This is a genomic window from Burkholderia sp. MSMB2157WGS (assembly GCF_001532755.1).
Taxonomy (GTDB): Bacteria; Pseudomonadota; Gammaproteobacteria; order Burkholderiales; family Burkholderiaceae; genus Burkholderia.
The window spans coordinates 1310305-1331015 of sequence record NZ_LPJG01000030.1 but is presented as its reverse complement, the minus strand read 5'-3'; the positions used below and the strand labels follow the sequence as shown (position 1 = coordinate 1331015).

At 69.5% G+C, this 20711-nt stretch carries 17 protein-coding genes; 10 read left to right on the top strand and 7 right to left on the bottom strand.

All coding sequences use genetic code 11. The annotated features are described in order from the left end of the window. Position 1 precedes the first annotated feature (1 nt). Together WT53_RS24415 and WT53_RS24410 are read right to left on the bottom strand one after the other, a co-directional pair. Positions 2 to 907: a hypothetical protein gene (locus tag WT53_RS24415; protein WP_034205492.1), complete on the bottom strand. Its 906-nt coding sequence runs from the start codon at positions 905 to 907 to the stop codon at positions 2 to 4. A 155-nt stretch (positions 908 to 1062) separates the two neighbouring features. Continuing rightward, positions 1063 to 1995, bottom strand: a complete 933-nt coding sequence (locus WT53_RS24410) for a LysR family transcriptional regulator (RefSeq protein ID WP_034205491.1) — start codon at positions 1993 to 1995, stop codon at positions 1063 to 1065. 206 nt (positions 1996 to 2201) lie between these two features. Between WT53_RS24410 and WT53_RS24405 the strand changes: the two genes are divergently transcribed. From WT53_RS24405 to pdeR, 4 genes are all read left to right on the top strand, one after another. Then, positions 2202 to 2975: a putative hydro-lyase gene (locus WT53_RS24405; protein ID WP_034205490.1), complete on the top strand. Its 774-nt coding sequence runs from the start codon at positions 2202 to 2204 to the stop codon at positions 2973 to 2975. Positions 2976 to 3054: 79 nt separating this feature from the next. Then, entirely contained in the window at positions 3055 to 4353 is a 1299-nt protein-coding gene (locus tag WT53_RS24400) for an MFS transporter (protein ID WP_060261922.1), read from the top strand. A 122-nt stretch (positions 4354 to 4475) separates the two neighbouring features. Then, positions 4476 to 8114 carry a hydantoinase B/oxoprolinase family protein gene (locus WT53_RS24395; RefSeq protein WP_060261918.1) on the top strand — a complete coding sequence of 1213 codons (3639 nt, stop codon included), beginning with the start codon at positions 4476 to 4478 and terminating at the stop codon, positions 8112 to 8114. Positions 8115 to 8689: 575 nt separating this feature from the next. Beyond that, positions 8690 to 10693, top strand: a complete 2004-nt coding sequence (gene pdeR / locus WT53_RS24390) for a cyclic di-GMP phosphodiesterase (RefSeq protein WP_034205487.1) — start codon at positions 8690 to 8692, stop codon at positions 10691 to 10693. 49 nt (positions 10694 to 10742) lie between these two features. Here pdeR and WT53_RS24385 read toward each other — a convergent pair whose 3' ends face one another. After that, positions 10743 to 11606, bottom strand: a complete 864-nt coding sequence (locus tag WT53_RS24385; protein WP_034205486.1) for a crotonase/enoyl-CoA hydratase family protein — start codon at positions 11604 to 11606, stop codon at positions 10743 to 10745. 397 nt (positions 11607 to 12003) lie between these two features. On the opposite strand from WT53_RS24385, the gene WT53_RS24380 reads away from it, so the two are divergent. Both WT53_RS24380 and WT53_RS33920 read left to right on the top strand, forming a co-directional pair. Beyond that, entirely contained in the window at positions 12004 to 13911 is a 1908-nt protein-coding gene (locus WT53_RS24380) for a DUF3857 and transglutaminase domain-containing protein (RefSeq protein ID WP_060261915.1), read from the top strand. Positions 13912 to 13979: 68 nt separating this feature from the next. After that, positions 13980 to 14144, top strand: a complete 165-nt coding sequence (locus WT53_RS33920; protein WP_179949046.1) for a hypothetical protein — start codon at positions 13980 to 13982, stop codon at positions 14142 to 14144. Between the two features lie 43 nt (positions 14145 to 14187). On the opposite strand, the gene WT53_RS24375 is transcribed toward WT53_RS33920, so the two are convergent. Then, a complete protein-coding gene (locus WT53_RS24375) occupies positions 14188 to 15237 on the bottom strand; it encodes an AraC family transcriptional regulator (protein ID WP_060261912.1) in 1050 nt (349 codons plus the stop codon). A gap of 70 nt (positions 15238 to 15307) precedes the next feature. On the opposite strand from WT53_RS24375, the gene WT53_RS24370 reads away from it, so the two are divergent. Beyond that, on the top strand, positions 15308 to 16510 hold the full coding sequence (locus WT53_RS24370) for an MFS transporter (protein WP_060261909.1): 1203 nt from the start codon (positions 15308 to 15310) through the stop codon (positions 16508 to 16510). A gap of 87 nt (positions 16511 to 16597) precedes the next feature. Here the strand turns inward: WT53_RS24370 and WT53_RS24365 are convergent, their stop codons facing one another. After that, complete coding sequence (locus tag WT53_RS24365; protein ID WP_060261906.1) at positions 16598 to 17476, bottom strand: aldo/keto reductase family oxidoreductase; 879 nt, start codon at positions 17474 to 17476, stop codon at positions 16598 to 16600. A gap of 101 nt (positions 17477 to 17577) precedes the next feature. On the opposite strand from WT53_RS24365, the gene WT53_RS24360 reads away from it, so the two are divergent. Together WT53_RS24360 and WT53_RS34445 are read left to right on the top strand one after the other, a co-directional pair. Further along, positions 17578 to 18477, top strand: a complete 900-nt coding sequence (locus WT53_RS24360) for a LysR family transcriptional regulator (protein WP_034205482.1) — start codon at positions 17578 to 17580, stop codon at positions 18475 to 18477. 85 nt (positions 18478 to 18562) lie between these two features. Further along, complete coding sequence (locus WT53_RS34445; RefSeq protein WP_156447901.1) at positions 18563 to 18736, top strand: hypothetical protein; 174 nt, start codon at positions 18563 to 18565, stop codon at positions 18734 to 18736. Positions 18737 to 18867: 131 nt separating this feature from the next. Here WT53_RS34445 and WT53_RS24355 read toward each other — a convergent pair whose 3' ends face one another. Together WT53_RS24355 and WT53_RS24350 are read right to left on the bottom strand one after the other, a co-directional pair. After that, positions 18868 to 19629 (bottom strand): isocitrate lyase/phosphoenolpyruvate mutase family protein, encoded by a 762-nt coding sequence (locus WT53_RS24355; protein WP_034205481.1) that lies wholly within the window; start codon positions 19627 to 19629, stop codon positions 18868 to 18870. Between the two features lie 146 nt (positions 19630 to 19775). Then, a complete protein-coding gene (locus tag WT53_RS24350) occupies positions 19776 to 20243 on the bottom strand; it encodes a MarR family winged helix-turn-helix transcriptional regulator (RefSeq protein ID WP_060261905.1) in 468 nt (155 codons plus the stop codon). An 81-nt stretch (positions 20244 to 20324) separates the two neighbouring features. Here WT53_RS24350 and WT53_RS24345 point away from each other — a divergent pair, with 81 nt between their 5' ends. After that, positions 20325 to 20693, top strand: a complete 369-nt coding sequence (locus tag WT53_RS24345; RefSeq protein WP_034205479.1) for a hypothetical protein — start codon at positions 20325 to 20327, stop codon at positions 20691 to 20693. The last annotated feature ends 18 nt before the right edge of the window (positions 20694 to 20711 follow it).

Sequence of the window (20711 nt, the reverse complement as noted above, 5' to 3'; positions counted from 1 at the left end):
GTCAGGCGGACGCCCTGGCTTTTCCCGGCGCGCCCGTCGCGCGCTCCCAGATCGGGAAGGTCGCGTTCTGGATCGACGTCTGCGCGTCGATGACCTTGCGGTGGTCGATGCCGGGCAGGTCGAGCAGCCGGTCGACGGCCGCCTTCGCGCCCTCGGCATCCTGCGGAAAGCCGCACGCGAACTGCTTGTTCGTATCGAACAGGATCCACCAGACGTCCGACACGAACGGCCCATGATCGCTGGTTTCGATCAGGATCGCACCGAGGTCGGACAGCGCGATGCCGCGCGTCGTCCCGGTCTGGTCGGTCGACGCGATGCGCGTCTCGGTTGCGGTCACGGTCCAGCCGCTTTGCCGGGTGTGCGGTTGGGGCGACGCCGGCGCGGCCTTCGCTCCGGCCGGGCTGCCGGCGGCAGCGTTTGCCCCTGCGCCTGAGCCTGCGTCTGTGGCGGTCGGCACGCCGCCACCCGCGGCACCGGCCGCAACACTCGGCGCACCGCCATCCTGCCGCGCGCGTCCGTCGATCCACGGCAACGCGGCGGCGCCCGCCATCGCCGCAATCCATAAGTAGTACCCGGCCCCGAACGCGCGGATCGTTTCGTAGTTCGCGTCGGTCGGGATCGTATGCCATCCGGCCGCAAAGACCACGACCACGGCCAGCAGCGCCGACACGGTACGGCTCGGCCTGAGCAGCGCGACGACGAGCAGCGGGTTGCCGAGCCATGCGAATTGCAGGTCGAGGATCGCGAGCCCGCCGAGCGCGAGCACCGTATAGCCGTGCCACCAGCTCACCGCGCCGGCCGCATTCGGCGGTTCGGCCGCGACGGGTAGCAGCAGCGACGCGACATACAGCGCGACGATCACGACGCGCGCGAGGTTCAGGCGGGGCGAAGCGGCGCGAATCTGCATGTTGCCTTCCTGTCGTGCACGATCATGCGAGGCGACGAATGCCGGACGGCCCGGCCTTCGTTCACGATGCGCGGCGCCGACGTGGCGGCGCGCCGAACGCGATTGTGGGCGATTCGCGCGGCGATGTCGAACGCGCGTCGTCCATCGCTGCACGGTCAAAGCGCTTCGACCAGCAACCGCGTGCTTTTCTCGCAATACTCGTGACACGCCGCGCGCGCGGCGATCGACGCACCGTGCACGAACCGCGGCGCGTCCGCCCGCCGCGACATCGACACGACGATCGACGGCGGCGACGGCTGCAGCGGCAGCTCGACGACTTCGCCGCTCGCGATCAGCGCATCGACGAACAGCACCGGGATCGCGGCGACGCCGAAGCCGTCGCGCACCAGTTGCACGATCACCGAGATCGACGGCGAGCCGGTGATGCGCGTCTCCGACAGCGGTACGCCGTGCGCATGCGCGAGCGTGCGGACGATGTCTTCCAGCGCGCGATGGGGCGCGGTGCCGCGCCCGTAGGTGAGGATCGGCTGGCGCAGCACCTGCCGCGCGAGGCCCGTGCGCAGGTTCGGCAGCAGCCCCGCGCGCGCGATCCAGCGCACCGGGTAGTTCGCGAGCGCGTCGCACACGACCGACGCCTCGTCGCTGCCTTCCACGCGGATGATCAGGTCGAGCTCGCCGGCCATCAGCCGGCGTTGCAGCACGACGCTGACGTCGACGGTCAGATCGATCTCGAGCTGCGGATAGTCGGCCGCGAGCCGCCGCATGTAGTGCGGCAGCCAGCTGTGCACGACCGTCTCGATCACGCCGAGCCGCAGCTTGCCGCGCAGCGCGCGCTCGCCGGACGCGGCGGCCTGCAGTTCCTGCGTCGCCTCCACCACGGCTTTCGCATAGCCGAGCAGGTATTCGCCGTTCGGCGTGAGCCGGAACGCACGGCTGTCGCGATCGACGAGTACCGTGTGCAGTTCGTCCTCGAGCGCTTTCAGGCGCTGCGAGATCGCGGCCGGCGTCGCATGCAGCGCGGCCGCGGTCGTGCGGAAGTTGCGCAGCTTCGCGAGCGTGACGAAGGTTTCGAGAAAACGCGTGTTCATGGCGGTCGGGCGAGCAGTGGATGCGCAGCTTGCCGGCGACGAAAAATGAACGGGACCGGGGAAAACCCGCGGATCCGTTAAGAAATTCTATACAACGGACGCAAAAAAACTCGTTGGCGACAAATTTTTTTCTTTTCTATTCTTCGCCGTATCCGATGACACGCCACCGTCATCGCCACGTCATCCCGATTCCGCGACCGACCATCATGACGCCTTCCGAATTCCGCCAGTCCGTGCGCCGCGGCGCGTTCCGCGGCCCGACCGCCGGCCATTGCGGCCCGTTCGCCCAGGCGAACCTGGCGATCCTGCCCGATGCGTACGCGCACGATTTCCTGCGCTTCTGCCAGGCCAACCCGAAGGCCTGCCCGCTGCTGGGCGTCGGCGAACCGGGCGCGTTCCGGATCGACGCGCTCGGCGAGGATCTCGACATCCGCACCGACGTGCCGAGCTACAACGTCTACCGCGACGGCCGCCTGACCGAGCAGGTCGAATCGCTGGAAGCGCTGTGGCGCGACGATTTCGTCGTATTTGCGATCGGCTGCTCGTTTTCGTTCGAGGACATGCTCGCCCGCGAAGGGATCGGGCTGCGCCACGTCGAGGAAGGGCGCAACGTGCCGATGTACCGCACGTCGATCGCGAACCGCCGCGCGGGGATCTTCGGCGGCCAGCTGGTCGTGTCGATGCGGCCGCTGCGCGGCGCCGACGCGATCCGCGCGGTGCAGGTCACGAGCCGGTTCCCGGGCGTGCATGGCGCGCCGATCCATATCGGCCATCCGCGGGAACTGGGCATCGAGGATTTGAACGCGCCCGAATTCGGCGACGCGGTGACGATTCGCGACGGCGAACTGCCGGTGTTCTGGGCGTGCGGCGTGACGCCGCAAACCGCGCTGATGGACGCGAAGCTGCCGATCGCGATCGCGCATACGCCCGGCCACATGCTGATGACCGACATCACGAACGCGTCGCTGGCCGTGTTCTGACCGACCGCACACCCGTTACACCACGTACCCGCGACACACCACACGCCATTCGACGGCGCATCACGACAGGAGCACCACCATGGAAAGCAAGACCCTCGCGGCGCCCGCCGCCGAGCCCGCGAGCCGCGAGCGCAGCGGCCTGTTCTCGTGGTACGCGGATGCGCAACCGCGCGAACGCCGCGCGTTCTGGAGCTGCAAGGTCGGCTACATGCTCGACGGAATGGACACGCAGATGCTGTCGTTCGTGATCCCGACGCTCGTCGCGACCTGGGGCATCTCGCTCGCCGACGCGGGCTTCATCGGCACGATCACGCTGCTCGCGTCGGCGCTCGGCGGCTGGATCGCCGGTATCCTGTCCGACCGGATCGGCCGCGTACGCACGCTGCAACTCACGGTGCTGTGGTTCGCGGTGTTCACCGCGCTGTGCGGGCTCGCGCAGAACTACCCGCAACTGGTCGCGGCGCGCGCGCTGATGGGCTTCGGCTTCGGCGGCGAATGGACGGCCGGCGCGGTGCTGATCGGCGAGGTGATTCGCGCGCGCGACCGCGGCAGGGCGGTCGGCCTCGTGCAGTCGGGCTGGGCGATCGGCTGGGGGCTGTGCGCGCTGCTGTATGCGCTGCTGTTCTCGGTGCTGCCGGCCGAGCAGGCGTGGCGCGCGCTGTTCCTCGTCGGGCTCGCGCCCGCGCTGCTGGTCGTCGCGATCCGCCGTTACGTGAAGGAGCCGGACGTCTACGAGAAGGAGAAGGCCGCGCAGGCGAAAGTGGCCGACGCGCCGCGCCTCACCGAGATCTTCGCGCCGAAGCTGATCACGACGACGCTGCGCGCGGCGCTCCTGACGACCGGCGCGCAGGGCGGTTACTACGCGATCACGACGTGGCTGCCGACCTTCCTGAAGACCGAGCGGCACCTCACGGTGATGGGCACCGGCGGCTATCTCGCGATGATCATCCTCGGCTCGTGGGTCGGCTACCTGACGAGCGCGTACCTGACCGACCGCCTCGGCCGCAAGCCGAACTTCATCCTGTTCGCGGTCGGCTCGATGGCGATCGCGTTCTCGTACACGTCGCTGAACCAGACCAATGCATCGATGCTGTGGCTCGGCTTCCCGCTCGGCTTCTTCGCGTCGGGCATTTTCTCGGGGATGGGCGCGTTCCTCACCGAGCTGTTCCCGACCCGCGTACGCGGGTCCGGCCAGGGCTTCTGCTACAACGTGGGCCGTGCGATCGGCGCACTGTTCCCGTTCCTGATCGGCGCGCTGTCGAAGCAATACGGGCTCGGCACGAGCATCGGCATCTTCGCGGTCGCCGCGTACGGCGTGGTGATCGTCGCCGCGCTGACGCTGCCCGAGACCCGCGGCCGCGAACTCGACGCCGCGTAAGCGGCAGCGGCCTGCGCCGCGCTTTCTCCCTTTTCCCCTTTTTACCGGTACCGCCACGCGGCGCGACGCGCGCCGTGCGGCGGCGCTCGTCCCTCGATTCAACGACGCATCGACCCGACATCATGACCGACCGACACCTTTCCCCCGTTTCCTCCGACGCCGCGCGCTGGCAATTCTGGATCGACCGCGGCGGCACGTTCACCGACATCGTCGCGCGGCGGCCCGACGGCACGCTCGTCACGCACAAGCTGCTGTCGGAGAACCCCGAGCAGTACCGCGACGCGGCCGTGGCCGGCATCCGCCACCTGCTCGGCCTCGCGGCCGGCGAGCCGATCACGCCCGAGCGGGTCGACATGGTGAAGATGGGCACGACGGTCGCGACCAACGCGCTGCTCGAACGCAAGGGCGAACGCACCGCGCTCGCGACGACGCGCGGCTTTCGCGACGTGCTGCGCATCGCGTACCAGAACCGGCCGCGCCTGTTCGATCTCGACATCGTGCTGCCCGACGCGCTGTACGAGACGGTCGTCGAGATCGACGAGCGCGTCGGCGCGCATGGCGACGTGGTCGTGCCGCTCGATGTTCAGGGTGCCGAAGCGTCGTTGCGCCGCGTGTTCGACGGCGGCGTGCGCGCCCTCGCGATCGTGCTGATCCACGGCTACCGCTACACCGCGCACGAACGGATGCTGGCCGAACTCGCCCGCCGCATCGGCTTCACGCAGGTATCGGTGTCGCACGAGGTGTCGCCGCTGATGAAGATGGTGTCGCGCGGCGACACGACCGTGGTCGACGCGTATCTGTCGCCGATCCTGCGCCGCTACGTCGAACAGGTCGCGCACGAGATGCCGGGCGTGAACCTGCAGTTCATGCAGAGCAGCGGCGGGCTGACGCGCGCCGATGCGTTCCAGGGCAAGGACGCGATCCTGTCCGGCCCGGCCGGCGGCATCGTCGGGATGGTCCGCGCGGCGCGCGCGGCCGGCTTCGAGCGCGTGATCGGCTTCGACATGGGCGGCACGTCGACCGACGTGTCGCACTACAACGGCGAATTCGAGCGCGTGTTCGAGACGCAGGTGGCCGGCGTGCGGATGCGCGCACCGATGATGAGCATCCATACGGTCGCCGCGGGCGGCGGCTCGGTGCTCGGCTTCGACGGCGCGCGGCTGCGCGTGGGGCCCGAATCGGCCGGCGCGAATCCGGGGCCGGCCGCGTACCGGCGCGGCGGCCCGCTGACGGTGACCGACTGCAACGTGATGCTCGGCAAGATCCAGCCCGACCATTTCCCGCGGGTGTTCGGCCCGCATGCGGACCAGCCGCTCGACCGCAACGGCGTGGTCGCGAAGTTCGCGGCGCTCGCCGACGAGATTCATGCGGCGATCGGGCGGCGCGAGACGCCCGAGGCGCTCGCCGAAGGTTTCCTGGAGATCGCGATCGGCAGCATGGCGAACGCGATCAAGAAGATTTCCGTGCAGCGCGGCCACGACGTGTCGCGCTACGTGCTGACGACGTTCGGCGGCGCGGGCGGCCAGCACGCGTGCGGCGTGGCCGACGCGCTCGGGATGACGCAGGTGTTCGCGCATCCGCTCGCGGGCGTGCTGTCCGCGTACGGGATGGGGCTGGCCGACCAGACCGCGATGCGCGAGCGCGCGGTCGAGGCCGTGCTGACCGACGCGTCGCTGCCGGCGCTGAACGCGGCGCTCGACCGGCTGGCCGACGAGGCCATCGGCGCGCTGCTCGAACAGGGCGTGCCGCCGGAGCGGATCGCGACCGAGCGGCGCGTGCACCTGCGCTACCAGGGCACCGATTCGGCGCTCGACGTACCGGCCGGCAGCGTCGCTGCGATGCAGCAGGCGTTCGAGGCCGCGTACCGGCAGCGCTACGCGTTCCTGATGCCGGGCACGCCGCTCGTCGCCGAGCTCGCGTCGGTCGAGGCGATCGGCCGCTCGGACGCGCCGGTCGACCTCGCGCCGCTCGCGCCGCGCGAGGCTGGCGCGGCGCCTCGAGCGCACGCGGCCGTGCGCTTTTATTCCGGCGGCCAGTGGCACGACGCGGCGCTGTATGTGCGCGACACGCTGCGCGCCGGCGATGCGATCGACGGCCCGGCGATCGTCGCGGAGCAGAACGGCACGACCGTCGTCGAGCCCGGCTGGCGCGCCGCGATGACCGTGCAGGGCAACCTCGTGCTGACGCGCACGACGCCGCTGCCGACGCGCCGCTCGCTCGGCACCGACGCCGATCCGGTGCGGCTCGAGATCTTCAACAACCTGTTCATGTCGATCGCCGAGCAGATGGGGCTGCGGCTGCAGAACACCGCGTACTCGGTCAACATCAAGGAGCGGCTCGACTTCTCGTGCGCGATCTTCGACGGCGACGGCAACCTGATCGCGAACGCGCCGCACATGCCCGTGCACCTCGGCTCGATGGGCGAAAGCATCCGCACGGTGATCGAGCGCAACCGCGGCCGCATGCGCGACGGCGACGTGTTCATGCTGAACGACCCGTACCACGGCGGCACGCACCTGCCGGACGTGACGGTCATCACGCCGGTGTTCGCGGACGGCTCCGACGCGCCGCTGTTCTACGTCGGCTCGCGCGGCCACCACGCGGACATCGGCGGCACGACGCCGGGCTCGATGCCGCCCGACTCGACGCACATCGACGAAGAGGGCGTGCTGATCGACAACTGGCAGCTCGTGTCGGCCGGCGTGCTGCGCGACGCCGAGACGCGCGCGCTGCTGGCGTCGGGCCGCTACCCGGCGCGCAACGTCGAGCAGAACATGGCCGACCTGCGGGCACAGGTCGCCGCGAACCAGAAGGGCGTCGACGAATTGCGCCGGATGGTCGCGCAGTTCGGCCGCGACGTCGTGCTCGCGTTCATGGGGCACGTGCAGGACAACGCGGAAGAAGCGGTGCGGCGCGTGATCGGCGCGCTGCAGGACGGCGCATACCGCTACCCGCTCGACAACGGCGCGGAGATTCGCGTCGCGATTCGCGTCGACCGCGCGGCGCGGTGCGCGGAGATCGACTTCACCGGCACGTCCGCGCAGCTCGACAACAACTTCAACGCGCCGAAGGCCGTCTGCATGGCGGCGGTGCTGTACGTGTTCCGCACGCTGGTCGGCGACGACATCCCGCTGAACGCCGGCTGCCTGAAGCCGCTGACCGTGATCGTGCCGGCCCGCTCGATGCTGAACCCCGAATACCCGGCGGCCGTCGTGTCGGGCAACGTCGAGACGTCGTCGGCGATCACCAACGCGTTGTACGGCGCGCTCGGCTGCGTCGCGTCGAGCCAGGGAACGATGAATAACTTCACATTCGGCAACGATCGGTACCAGTACTACGAGACGATCGCGGGCGGCAGCGGCGCGGGCGACGGCTTCGCGGGCGTCGCCGCGGTGCAGACGCACATGACGAACTCGCGGCTCACCGATCCGGAGGTGCTCGAATGGCGCTATCCGGTGCGGCTCGATTCGCACCGGATCCGCGCCGGCTCGGGCGGCGCCGGGCGCTGGCGCGGCGGCGACGGCGCGGTGCGGCGGATCCGCTTCCTCGAGCCGATGACCGCGTCGATCCTGTCGAACAACCGGATCCACGCGCCGTTCGGCGCGGCGGGCGGCGAAGCCGGCGCGCTCGGCCGCAACACGATCGAGCGGGCGGACGGCACGGTCGAGGCGCTCGACCATATCGGCCGCGCGCAGATGGCGCCGGGCGACGTGTTCGTCGTCGAAACGCCGGGCGGCGGCGGCTACGGCGCGCCGGACTGAGCGACGCACCCGGCGCGGGCACCCCCGCGCCGGGTGCGCGGGCGGGTGAAGCCTATTGCAAAGGACTGTGGAATAAAGCGGCGCATTCACGCGCGAGCGGAATCAAAAAATGGCGGAAACGCGGATCGCGACATGCGATTCGACCCCTGCCGCCACGGTCTCGCCAAAGATCTGGCCCCGTCACCACGGATCGGCCTCAAACGCCCGTCCGGCGCGGGTTCCGGCCCGGCAACCCGCTCTCGATGCGCGGCGCGTCGTCTGCCCGTTCTCGAGTGGCCGATCATGAAAAATCCGGCTTGCCAATCGAGTGCCGGTTCCTTGACACTTTTCTCTAAATGTGAGTGCCAATCTTCATCGTCATTTGATAAGATGGCTCTCATCATTCGTAAGGCAGAACCTGCGCGCATCACGCGCGAACGCCGGCCGCATCAGCTGCAAACAAGTACGGGACGAGGCCCGCTGTCACGGCGATCACGGCTGCCTTGCCGGGCACGCGCACTGCGCGGCCCGGGAAGGCGGTCGGCCCACTCGCCTCCGTCTACACTGTGCGTTTTTTTTTGGATCGGGGCGTGTCCATGGATGACGAAAACGATAGCGCGGTGCTCGAGGCGCATGTCGGTACGCGCAGCCCCTGCTGGCGTCTCGGCAGCGACAGCAACGCGCTCGAACTGGCCGCGGTCCGCGGCCTGACCAACGTCGCGATCCCGCTGACGACCGAACAGGCCGCGCGCATCCGCGCGCTGACCGGCGTCACGTCGCACCTGGTGCTGGACATCGTGCTGTTCGGCAACCCGGTCAGCCTCCATCTCGTCGGCAGGAAGGTCAATACGGTCGACTGGGCCGGCACGGCGTCCGCCTATTCCGATACCGAGTCCGTCGCCAGCGACCTGTCGCACGGGCTCGCGTTCGCCGAGCAGGTCGTGTCCGAAGTGAATTCGCTCGTCGTGATCCTCGACCGCAATGGGATGGTGCAGCGCTTCAACCGCCTGTGCGAGGAAGTGACGGGCAAGCGCGAGGTCGACGTGATCGGCCGCAGCGCGTTCGAGCTGTTCATGAGCCCCGAGCAGGGCGCGCAGTCGCGCAGCAACATCACGGGCTTCTTCGCGAGCAACCAGTCGTTCGCGGTCGAGCGCTACATCAACACGGTCAACGGGCCGCGCCTGTTCCAGTTCCGCAACAAGTTCGTGCAGAGCGGCAGCGGCGTCGACGAACAGTTCCTGATCTGCTCGGGCATCGACATCACCGAGGAGCGCAACGCACAGCAGCGGCTCTCCGAGCTCGCGAACACCGACGTGCTCACCGGGCTGCCGAACCGCCATGCGATCAGCGAGCGCATCCGGACGGCGATCGCCGAGGAGAGCGAGCTGACGCGCGGGCAGGTCGGCATCCTGTTTCTCGATCTCGACAACTTCAAGCGCGTCAACGATCACTACGGGCACATCACCGGCGACCGCCTGTTGCAGGACGTGTCGGCGATCATCAGCGGCTGCCTGCCGTCCGGCGCGACGCTCGCGCGGCTCGGCGGCGACGAATTCCTCGTGCTGTTCGAACACGGCACGCGCCCGCTGCTCGAAGCGACCGCGCAGATCATTCTCGAGCGGCTGCGCACGCCGATCCATCTCGGGCTGATGGAGGTCTACACGAGCTGCTCGATCGGCATCGCGATGTATCCGCAGCACGGCGATTCGCTCGAGACGCTGATCCGCAGCGCCGACACCGCGATGTACGTCGCGAAGGAAGCGGGCAAGCATACGTATCGCGTGTTCTCGCTGGAGATGAACCAGAAGGTCGCGAAGTACATGTGGCTCGACACGAACCTGCGCAAGGCGCTCGAGGAAGAGCAGTTCGTGCTCCACTACCAGCCGGTCGTCGATATCGCGACGGGCGACGTGCATGGCGTCGAGGCGCTGATCCGCTGGCAGTCGCCCGATCGCGGGCTCGTCGCGCCGGTCGAGTTCATCCGTTTCGCGGAAGAGTCGGGGCTGATCGCGCCGCTCGGGCGCTGGGTGATGCGCACCGCGGCCGCGCAGGCCGCCGCATGGAAGGCGAAGGGGCTCGGTGTCCGGATCGCGGTGAACGTGTCCGCGCGGCAGTTGCAGGACATGAACATCGTCCACCAGTTCGCGTCGATTCTCGACGCCGCGGGGCTGAAGCCGGGCCTGCTCGACATCGAGCTGACCGAAAGCTGCTTCATCGAGGACGAGGAGGCGGCCATCGGGCTGATGCGGCAGTTCCGCCAGCTGGGCGCGGAGATCCATCTCGACGATTTCGGCACCGGCTATTCGTCGCTGTCGCAGTTGTCGCGCCTGCCGCTCGACGTGATCAAGCTCGACCGTACCTTCATCTCGGCCATCGACCGCAATCCGCGCTCGCAGGCGCTGGTGCGCTCGGTCGTGTCGCTCGCGAAGGCGCTGAATTTCGCGGTGGTCGCCGAAGGCGTCGAAACCCATGCGGAAGCCGAATTCCTCAAGCAGCTCGACGTCGATCACGCGCAGGGCTACTACTACGCGCGGCCGATGCCGGCGCAGGCGTTCGAAGCGTGGCTCGCGGAGACGAGAAAGCTCAGGCTGATCGCCTGAGCGTCGTTCCGGAAACGGGCGCCGCCGGCCGCCGGCGGCGCCCTTCTCATTACACCGTGCGCAGTTTCGACACGCGCCGGTTCTGCAGCATCACCAGGCGTTCCATGTACGCGAGGTCCTTCGGCTCGATCGTGAACGCCGCATGCACCCACGCTTCCGTGATGTCCATCAGCTCCGAGCGCGACAACTGGAACACGCGTTCGCGGGCGCGCAGCATCGCACGGATGCCGTTCAGCTTGGGCTTCGTCACGTCGATGAAGGTGCGCGTCGCGAGGTACGCGTCACCGGCGTCGAACGTCTCGTCGATCAGGCCGCGATCTTCGTACCACTCGGCCGCGTGCGCTTCGCCGGTCGCGATCAACGATTCCGCGAGGCCGCGGTCCGCCTTGCGCGCGACCAGCGAATAGCCGCCCATGCCCGGGAACAGGTTGAACGCGATCTCCGGGAATCCGAGTTTCACGCCCTTCTGCGCGAGCACGTAGTGATGCGCGAGCGCGGCCTCGAAGCCGCCGCCGAGCGCGCTGCCCTCGACCATCGCGATCGAGATCGCACCGGTGCCGAAGCCCGTGTAGATCTCGTACACGCCGTCGATGCACGAGCGCGCGTAGGCCATCAGCTGGTCGCGCCGGCCGCTGCGGATCGCGTCGACGAAGAAGCTCAGGTCGCCGCCGACGTTGAACAGCTCGGGGACGAGCGAGCCCGTCACCCAGAAGTCGAACTTGAGGCCCGAGTCGCGGGCGACGCGCGCGAGATGGATGATGTCGGTGACGAGTTGTTGGTTGAAGCACGGCCGCGGCTCCGATCGCAGCATCATCCACATGACGTTACGGCCTTCTTCGTAGAAGGCGGACAGTTGCGAGAGTTCACCGGCTTCGTAAAACGGGCGGCATGCCGGATGGGATTGGAGTTGCATGGTATGTCCTCGTGAGATGTGGTTTTAAAGACCGCCGCGCCAGGCGCGAGGCATCGCCATTGTTGCGCGCGCACAAATGTCGAATTGCGGGGAAAAACGCACGACCGGGACGCCGATGCGGATCGCGTTCGGGCGGGGCGGGGATGACGGACGGGGTGACGTCGATCGGAGCGCTGTGGCGGCTGTGCCGGACGGGGTGGCGTCGATCGGAGCGCTACGGCGGGCGCCGGCCTTGCGCGCCGCGGCTTGACGCTCGCCGGTACGTCACCCACACTGGGCCGCACGACGGCGCCGCGGCGGGTACGCGGGTGGCTTGTCATCCGCGCGTCATGCGGTACGACTTTCGCCCGCGCGCGCGACGCCGGCACCCGGCAACGAACGCGCGGAGAGCTTCGACGTGGTGCGTTTTCCTTCCCGATGGTCCGGCTGCCTGTTCGCATGCGCGGTGGCGCTCGGCGCGGGTACGGCCGCGGCCGACACGCGCGGCACCGGCGATTCGCACGACGCGGGCGATACGGCGCCCGTCACGCTCGTCAGCGACGTCCACGAATTCGTGATCCAGCACGACGGTTCGCTCGACGAGCACGACGATTCGACGCTGCGCGCGAACGACGCGAACGGCATCGACGCGGTCGCGCAGCGCTACGTCTGGTTCGACAAGAATCTCGAGAAGGTCGAGCTGCTCGCGGCCGAGACGATCGACCGCGACGGCGTCGCGCATCCGGTCGGCGCGGACGGCATCCGCGACGTGCAGGAGCCGCGCTCGGCCGGCGCGCCGACGTTCCAGGACGGGCTGCTGCGCACCGTCGTGTTCCCCGGCGTCGAAGCCGGGTCGAGCACGCGCGTCGCGTTCCGCAAGACCCGCACGAAGCCGGTCAATCGCGGCTACTTCGGCTACTACGTCGAGCCGTCGCGCGAGCCGGTCGACCGCCAGCGGCTGATCTTCGACGTGCCGGCCGACATGCCGCTGTATGCGGATGCGCGCGGCTACGTCGCGCTGCCGCCGGTCACGGCGAACGGCCGCACGCGTTACGAATTCGACTACCGGCACGGCACGTACGATCGCATCGAGCGCGGCGCGGTCGGTTACCCGACCTACGGCGACCGGCTGGTCGTGTCGACGCTGCCCGACTACGCGGCGTTCGCCGCGCGCTACCGCGACGCAGCGGTCGACCCGAGCGCGAACGATCCGGCCGTCGTGCAACTGGCGCGCGCGCTCACGGCGGATGTCGCCGATCCGCGCGACAAGGCGCGCCTGCTGTACGACTGGGTGCAGGCGAACGTGCGCTACGTCGGGTTGTTTCTCGGCGAAACGGCCGCCGCGCCGCATCGCGTGACCGACATCCTGCGCAACCGCTACGGCGACTGCAAGGATCATGTCGCGCTGTTCGGCGCGTTGCTGGCGGCGGTCGGCATTCGCAGCGAACCGGTGTTGATCAATCTCGGCGCCGTGTACACGCTGCCGTCGGTGCCCGGCTACGGCGGCGGCGCGATCAATCATGCGATCACGTGGCTGCCCGATCTCGGGCGCTACGCGGATACTACGACGGCCGGCATCGCGTTCGGCTACCTGCCGCCGATCGTGATGGATCGCCCCGCGCTGCTGGTCGATACGGGCGTGCTGTCGCGCACGCCGGCCACGCAGCCGCGCGCCCGCACCGCGCGCATCGCGATCGATGCCGCGCCGCCCGGCGCCGCGCGTTTTCAGGCGTATGTCGAGGACGACGGCTGGACGGCCGAACTCGAACGCAACCTGTTTCGCCGCGCGTCGCGCGACCGCATCGCGCAACTCGCGAACGAGCGCCTGGCGCAAAGCGGCCTGCGCGGCCGCGTGCAACTGTCGACCGGCGACCGGCGCGCGACCGACGGGCCGTTCGACGTGACCGTGACCGGCACGCTCGATCATTTCGTATGGCCGGACGGTACGACCGCGTTGCCCGCGCTGTCGAGCCTGACGGGCGGCATCGCGACGCAGGTCGAGACCTGGCTGGCCGAGCCCGTGCGCACGCAGCCGTGGGGCTGCCTCGGCGGCACGTTCGACGAGACCGGCCAGATCGCGTTGCCGGCGGGCGTCGCCGTGACCGACCTGCCGGCCGATGCGGCCGTGCACGACCGTTTCGTCGACTTCACGTCGCATTACGTGTTCGATGCGGCCGCGCGGGTCGTGCAGGTCACGCGGCGGATGAAGGCGGATTTCGGCCGTCAGGTGTGCACGCCGGACGAGTTTGCCGCGCTGCGCGCGTCGCTCGAGCGCATCGAGCGCGACACGCAGGCGCAGATCGTCGTGCGGGCGACGCGCCGTTGAGCGGCGCGGGCACGGCGTTCGCTCCGAACGGGCGAACGACGCAATCGTCGACGTGCAGGAGGGACATCATGACGGAGCGGGACCGCGAGATCGCCGAGCTCGCGAAGGAATTGCTGGGGCGGATCGTGCAGGGTACGGTCGCGGCCGGCGCGGCAGTCGATGCGCAGCAGTGTGCGGCGCTCGCCGTGCAGTGCGCGACGGCGCTGATCGACCGGCTCGACACGCTGAAGTGACGGCCGGCGGGCCGCGGCCCACGCCGGCGCCGCGCGTCGGGCGTTACGCTTCGGCGTGCACGTCGCCGCTCGCGCGCACGGCGCCCGGCGACTTGCCGACCACGCGCTTGAACGCACGGCTGAACGCGGCGAGCGAACCGTAGCCGAGTCGGTACGCGACGGCTTCGATCGCCTCGCGGTCGCGCGCGATCCACTGCGCGGCGAGCCGCATCCGCAGCTCGGTCAGGTAACGCACGGGCGTCATCCCGGTGGCCGCGAGGAAGCGCTCGGCGAACACCGAGCGCGACACGCCCGCTTCGGTCGCGAGTTCCGCGACGCTCCAGTTGCGGCCCGGGTCGCGATGCAGCGCGACGATCGCGCGGCCGAGCTTCGGCTCGCGCAGCGCCTGCACCCAGCCCGTCGCGTCGCCGCATCCACACTCGACCCAGCCGCGCACGATGAACGCCGCGACCACGTCCGCGAGCCGCGCGAGGATGCCCGCGAAGCCCGCGCGCGCAGTGCACGCTTCGCGCTCCATCGCATCGAGCATCGGGCGGATCTCCGGGTAGCGCGCGAGCAGCGTGCCCACGTGCATGAACTTCGGCATCGTGCCGACGAGCGGCTGCATGCCGCCGAGGTCGAGCTCCATGCACGCGCTGAAGATCAGCGCGTCGCCGGCGCCGGGCTCCGTCGTCGCGCAGGTCGCGGGCGAGACGCCGGCCGACGCCACCGACGCGACCGTATCGCAGATCTTCGCGATCTCGAAGCCGTTGATCTCGCGGCCCGGCACATCCGGGTCGGACACCAGCGCGTGCATGCCGCCGTGCGGCAACAGGATCGCGTCGCCGGCCTCGAGCCGCATCGTGTCGCCCGACGCGTCGCGCAGCAGTACGGGCCCGCGCACGACGAAATGGAACTGCGCGCGGCCCGGCGCATGCCCGAAGTTCAGCCCGAACGGCCGCGCGACCTGGATGCGGCGGTACTGGACGCCGCTCAGGCGCATCCCCAGCAGCAGCTCGCTGACGAGGTCGTGCACGTCTGGAATCGGGGGCAGAAGGGGCTCGGACATATCGAGATACGGACGTTCGATCAACAAGAACGGATTGTATGTCATAGACCGTCCTGCTGCCGATCCTTACGATACGCCCTCGTCAGTACTTTCCCTAACCGACACGGAACCCCGCATGAATCCCGGAATTTCCTCGGCCGCCTCGACGGCGGCCCCCCGCGAACCGGCCTGGCGCGCGGTATTCGCGATGGCGCTCGGCGTGTTCGGGCTCGTCACGGCCGAATTCCTGCCGGCGAGCCTGCTGACGCCGATGGCCGAGAGCCTCGGCGTGACCGAAGGCGTGGCCGGACAGGCCGTCACGGCCACTGCCACGGTCGCGCTCGTCACGAGCCTGCTGATCTCGGCGCTCACGCGCACGATCGACCGGCGCCGCGTGCTGCTCGTGTTCTCGGTGCTGCTCGTCGTATCGAACCTCGCCGTGGCGTTCGCGCCGAACCTCGCGATGCTGCTGTTCGGCCGCGTCGTGCTCGGCGTCGCGCTCGGCGGTTTCTGGACGATGGCGACGGCCACCGCGATGCGGCTCGTGCCGACGGCGATGGTGCCGCGCGCGCTGTCGATCATCTTCAGCGGCGTGGCGGTCGCGACCATCGCGTCGGCGCCGATGGGCAGCTACTTCGGTCACCTGATCGGCTGGCGCAACGTGTTCCTGATCGCGGCCGTGCTGGGCGGCATCGCGTTCGTGTCGCAGATGATCACGCTGCCGTCGATGCCGCCGAGCGGCACCACGCGGCTGCGCACGCTGATCGACGTGCTGCGCCGGCCGACCGTCGGCCTCGGGATGTTCGCGACGATCCTCGTGTTCACCGGGCACTTCGCGTTCTTCACGTACCTGCGGCCGTTCCTCGAACAGGTGGCGGGCGTCGGCGTGAACGGGCTGTCGGCGATCCTGCTCGGCTACGGCATCGCGAACTTCGTCGGCACGTCGCTCGCGGGCCGCGTGCTCGAACACCGGCTGCGGCCGATGCTGATCGGCATGCCCGCGCTGATGGTCGTGCTCGGCGTCGCGCTCGTCGTGCTCGGCCGAGCGCCGATGATCGACGCGGTGCTCGTCGCGTTGTGGGGGATGGCGTTCGGCGGCGTGCCGGTCGCGTGGTCGACGTGGGTCACGCGCACCGTCCCCGACGAGGCCGAGAGCGCGGGCGGGCTGATCGTCGCGGCGGTCCAGCTCGCGATCGCGACGGGCGCGGCCGCCGGCGGCGTCGTGTTCGACGCGAACGGCGCGGCGGGCGTGTTCGTCGGCGCGGCCATCGTGCTGGCGGTGGCGGTCGCGACGATCGTGACCGGCGTGCCGAAGCGGGTTGGCGTGGCCGCGTCCTGACCGGCCGGCGATCCGGCGGCCGGCGATCCGGCGGCCCGGCGGCCCGGCGGCCCGCGTTGCACGGGGTGCCGGGCGATCGTCCGCGCGTCAGGCGGCGTCGACGCCCGCGATGCGGTCGAGTTCCGCGAGCGCGTCTGCCGGCAGATCGACGTCGGCTGCCGCGAGATTCTCGTGCAGATGCGCGACCGACGACGTGCCGGGAATCAGCAGGACATTCGGCGCGCGGCGCAGCAGCCACGCAAGGGCGACCTGCATCGGCGTCGCGCCGGTACGGGCGGCGACGCCGGACAGCGTCGACGACTGCAGCGGCGAGAAGCCGCCGAGCGGAAAGTACGGCACGTAGGCGATGCCGTCGCGGGCAAGCGCGTCGATCAGCGCATCGTCGCCGCGATGCGCGATGTTGTAGTGGTTCTGCACGCAGACGATGTCGCAGATCCGCCGGCCTTCCGTGACCTGCGCGGGCGTGACGTTGCTCAGGCCGATGTGCCGGACGAGCCCGCGCCGCTGCAGTTCGGCGAGCGTGGCCAGCGGCGCTTCGATCGATCCTTCTGCCGGCCCGTGCGTGTCGAACATGATGCGCAGGTTGACGACGTCGAGCACGTCGAGCCCCAGGTTGCGCAGGTTGTCGTGTACGGCCCGTTCGAGTTCGTCGGGCGCGAACGCGGGCAGCCACGACGCATCGTCGCCGCGTCGCGCGCCGATCTTGGTGACGATCACGAGATCGTCGCGATACGGATGCAACGCGTCGCGAATCAGTTGGTTCGTGACGTGCGGGCCGTAGAAGTCGCTGGTGTCGAGATGGTCGACGCCGGATTCGACGGCTTCGCGCAAGACGCGCAATGCGGCATCGCGATCTTTCGGCGGGCCGAATACGCCGGGGCCTGCAAGCTGCATCGCGCCGTAGCCGATTCGTTTGACGTGGCGATCGCCGAGCTTGAAGGTGGCGGTGGGACGAATGTCGGGCATGACCGTGCTCCTGTCGATGGGATGAATGCGCTCAGCATAGGGACGAGTCGTCTGCGCGATAAGCCGGCATAATTCGCACGGGTTGTACGAAAAGGCGAACGATGCAAACCGATCTGGGCGATCTGAACGCGTTCATGGCCGTGGCACGCGCCGGCGGATTCCGCGACGCCGCACGCATGACGGGCCTCAGCGCGTCGGGGCTGAGCGAGGCCGTGCGCCGGCTGGAAGCGCGGCTCGGCGTGCGGCTGCTGCACCGCACGACGCGCAGCGTCGTGCCCACCGAAGCCGGCGAGCGCCTGCTTGCGCGCCTCGGGCCCGCGCTGACCGAAGTGGCGGCGGCGCTCGACGATATCGACGAATTCCGGAACCGGCCGGCCGGCACGCTGAAGCTCAACGTGCCGGTCAGCGCATCGCGGCTCGTGTTGCCGGCGATCGTGCCGCGCTTTCTCGACGCGTATCCGGATATCCGGCTGGAAGTGATCGCCGACGAAAATTTCGTCGACGTGCTGGCAGCCGGATGCGACGCGGGTATCCGCTACGACGAACGGCTCGAACAGGACATGATCGCGGTGCCGATCGGCCCGCGCATCCAGCGCTTCGCGACCGCGGCGGCGCCCGGCTATCTCGCCCGGCACGGCCGGCCGCGGCATCCGCGCGATCTGCTCGACCATCGGTGTCTGCGCGGGCGCTTCGCCAGCGGCGCGATGCCGCCGTGGGAGTACGAGCGCGACGGCGAGGTCGTGCGGGTCGAGCCGGCCGTCGGCCCGCTGCTGGTGCAGATCGGCGGCGCGACGGAGCTGCTGGTCGATGCGGCGATCGCCGGTACCGGCATCCTGTATCTGTTCGAAGACTGGGTGCGCCCGCATTTCGACAGCGGCGCGCTCGAACCCGTGCTCGAACCGTGGTGGCGGCCGTTCTCGGGCCCCTTCTTGTACTATCCCGGGCGGCGTCTCGTGCCGCCGGCGCTGCGCGCGTTCATCGATTTCATCAAGGTATCCTGAGCGTCGTCGGTGCGCCGGCGCGTGCGCGTCGAGCCACTGCCGGTGACGCGCGTCGGTCGCATCGTCGGCGGGAAACATGCATTCCATGCGCAATTCCTGCGCGGCCGCGCTTTGCGGCGTGCCGATCGTCGTGACCAGCGAGAAGTCACGCAGCACGACGCGTTCGTGGATGAAGCCGATCGGTACGACCGGCAGCGACGGCGCAGCGGCCGGCGCCGGCAGCGTGTTCCAGTCGCGCGGAAGCGGATTGCGCAAATGATGTCTCCGGGCGACTGGCGCTGCCGGAATGGCGGCGTGCCCCCCGAAGCGTAGAAGCGGGCGTGCCGCGCGCCAATGACATGCGATGTCATCGTTCGACGCGCGGCGAACGCCCGCCGCTCCGTGAATCCGTCAGCCGCCCTGCCTGACCAGCGCCGCCAGCGTCTTCATCGCCTGCAGATACGGATACGGCCCGTGGCTGATGCGCGCCACGCCGTATTCGGCGAGCTCGGCGAGCGTCGGCGTTTCCGCGACGCGCATCACGTTTACCGGCAGCGGCGACGCGGCCGTCAGCGCGCGAATGAGCGCCGGCGAGCGCAAGCCCGGCACGAACAGGCCGTCGGCGCCGGCCGCTGCATACGCGCGGGCGCGCGCCAGCGTCGCGTCGAGCAATCGTTCGTCGTGCGTATCGGCGGCCGCGTTGAAGAACACGTCGGTACGCGCGTTGATGAAGTAGTCGGCGCCCGCGCGATCGGCTGCCTGCCGGGCTGCCGCGAGACGGGCCGCCGCGGCGTCGACGTCGCGCAGCTCGCCCGTCGACGGCACGCTGTCTTCGAGATTGCAGCCGATCGCGCCGGCCCGGATGCTCAGCGCGATCGTCTCGCCGACCTCCTCCGGCCGCTCGCCGTAGCCGCTCTCGAGATCGACGGTGACGGGCAGGTCCGTCGCGCGCACGATCCGCTCCAGCACCTCCATCATCAGTGCGCGCGGCATCTGCTCGCCGTCGACGAAACCGTTGGCGGCCGCGACGGACCAACTGCCGGTGGCCAGCGCGACGGCGCCGGCATCGGCCACCGCGCGCGCACTGCCGGCGTCCCACACGTTGAACAGCGTCAGCGGTTGGCCCGCACGGTGAAGCGACCGGAAAGTCGCGCCTTTCTCGTTGTTGCCCATGCTCGTCTCCTCGTGGATACCGGATTGGTTGTCGTGCCGAGCGATATTGCCACCGAATCGGGCGGTGCGACGGCGGCCGGCAATGTCTGCTGACAGCGCGTGGCAGGAAGTGCGCGCGACCGCCGCGGCGCGGTTCGTGCGCCGGCTCAGTCGCGCGAACCCGGATCGATCGACAGCGTGCGCAACTGGCTGCGCAACTGGTCGACTTCGCCCGGCGCGAACGGCCGCTCGATCTCGGCATGCGTGCGCTGCCACAGCGGAAACGCTTCGGCCAGCAGGTCGTGCCCGGCCGGGGTCAGTTCGAGCAGGCGGCTGCGCCGATCGTCCGGATCCTGCGCGATCGCGACGAGGCCGCGCCGCTCGAGCGGCTTGAGCGCCGCGGTGAGCGTGGTGCGGTCCATCGCAAGCAACGACGCGACCGATTTCATCGGGGCCGGTCGCGGCCGGTTCAACGACATCAGCAGCGAAAACTGGCCGTTGGTGAGATCCAGCGGGCGCAGCACATCGTCGAAGATGCGCGCCAGATTGCGCGCCGCGCGCTGCATGTGCAGGCACAGGCAGCAATCGCGCACCATCAGCGTCGTTTCGAAGGGAAGCTTTTCTTTTCGTGCCATGTTGCAATTGTGTTGATATCAACCTATCTTGTCAAGGTCGAGGCGCGGCAACCCGCTGCGTCCGTCATCGGAGGAGAAGGCATGAGTGCGCAACAACAGGTGTATCTCGCCGTATTTCTCGGGAGCCAGGATAGCCCGGCGATGAAGGCATGGCTCGCGCTGCCCGAGGAAGAGCGGCGCACGCGCGAGCGCGACGGCATCGCCGCATGGCATGCATGGGTCGAGCGCCATCGCGACGCGATCGTCGAGCTGGGCGGGCCGCTCGGCAAGACCAAGACCATCGACGCGGGCGGCATCCGCGACACGGTCAATGCGCTGACCGGCTTTACCGTCGTGCGGGCGGCGTCGCACGACGCGGCCGCCGCGCTGTTCGAAGGTCATCCGCATTTCACGCTGTTCCCGGGCGTGTCGGTCGACGTGATGCCGGTGCTGGCGATTCCCGGCGCGTGAGCGACGCGCGATGCCGGG

Coding starts and splice junctions, on each gene's coding strand:
- WT53_RS24360 (WP_034205482.1), top strand. CDS start 17,578: ATGCAAACCGATCTGGGCGATCTGAACGCGTTCATGGCCGTGGCACGC.
- pdeR (WP_034205487.1), top strand. CDS start 8,690: ATGGATGACGAAAACGATAGCGCGGTGCTCGAGGCGCATGTCGGTACG.
- WT53_RS24370 (WP_060261909.1), top strand. CDS start 15,308: ATGAATCCCGGAATTTCCTCGGCCGCCTCGACGGCGGCCCCCCGCGAA.
- WT53_RS33920 (WP_179949046.1), top strand. CDS start 13,980: ATGACGGAGCGGGACCGCGAGATCGCCGAGCTCGCGAAGGAATTGCTG.
- WT53_RS24350 (WP_060261905.1), bottom strand. CDS start 20,243: ATGGCACGAAAAGAAAAGCTTCCCTTCGAAACGACGCTGATGGTGCGC.
- WT53_RS24375 (WP_060261912.1), bottom strand. CDS start 15,237: ATGACATACAATCCGTTCTTGTTGATCGAACGTCCGTATCTCGATATG.
- WT53_RS34445 (WP_156447901.1), top strand. CDS start 18,563: ATGCGCAATTCCTGCGCGGCCGCGCTTTGCGGCGTGCCGATCGTCGTG.
- WT53_RS24385 (WP_034205486.1), bottom strand. CDS start 11,606: ATGCAACTCCAATCCCATCCGGCATGCCGCCCGTTTTACGAAGCCGGT.
- WT53_RS24355 (WP_034205481.1), bottom strand. CDS start 19,629: ATGGGCAACAACGAGAAAGGCGCGACTTTCCGGTCGCTTCACCGTGCG.
- WT53_RS24400 (WP_060261922.1), top strand. CDS start 3,055: ATGGAAAGCAAGACCCTCGCGGCGCCCGCCGCCGAGCCCGCGAGCCGC.
- WT53_RS24395 (WP_060261918.1), top strand. CDS start 4,476: ATGACCGACCGACACCTTTCCCCCGTTTCCTCCGACGCCGCGCGCTGG.
- WT53_RS24365 (WP_060261906.1), bottom strand. CDS start 17,476: ATGCCCGACATTCGTCCCACCGCCACCTTCAAGCTCGGCGATCGCCAC.
- WT53_RS24410 (WP_034205491.1), bottom strand. CDS start 1,995: ATGAACACGCGTTTTCTCGAAACCTTCGTCACGCTCGCGAAGCTGCGC.
- WT53_RS24405 (WP_034205490.1), top strand. CDS start 2,202: ATGACGCCTTCCGAATTCCGCCAGTCCGTGCGCCGCGGCGCGTTCCGC.
- WT53_RS24415 (WP_034205492.1), bottom strand. CDS start 907: ATGCAGATTCGCGCCGCTTCGCCCCGCCTGAACCTCGCGCGCGTCGTG.
- WT53_RS24345 (WP_034205479.1), top strand. CDS start 20,325: ATGAGTGCGCAACAACAGGTGTATCTCGCCGTATTTCTCGGGAGCCAG.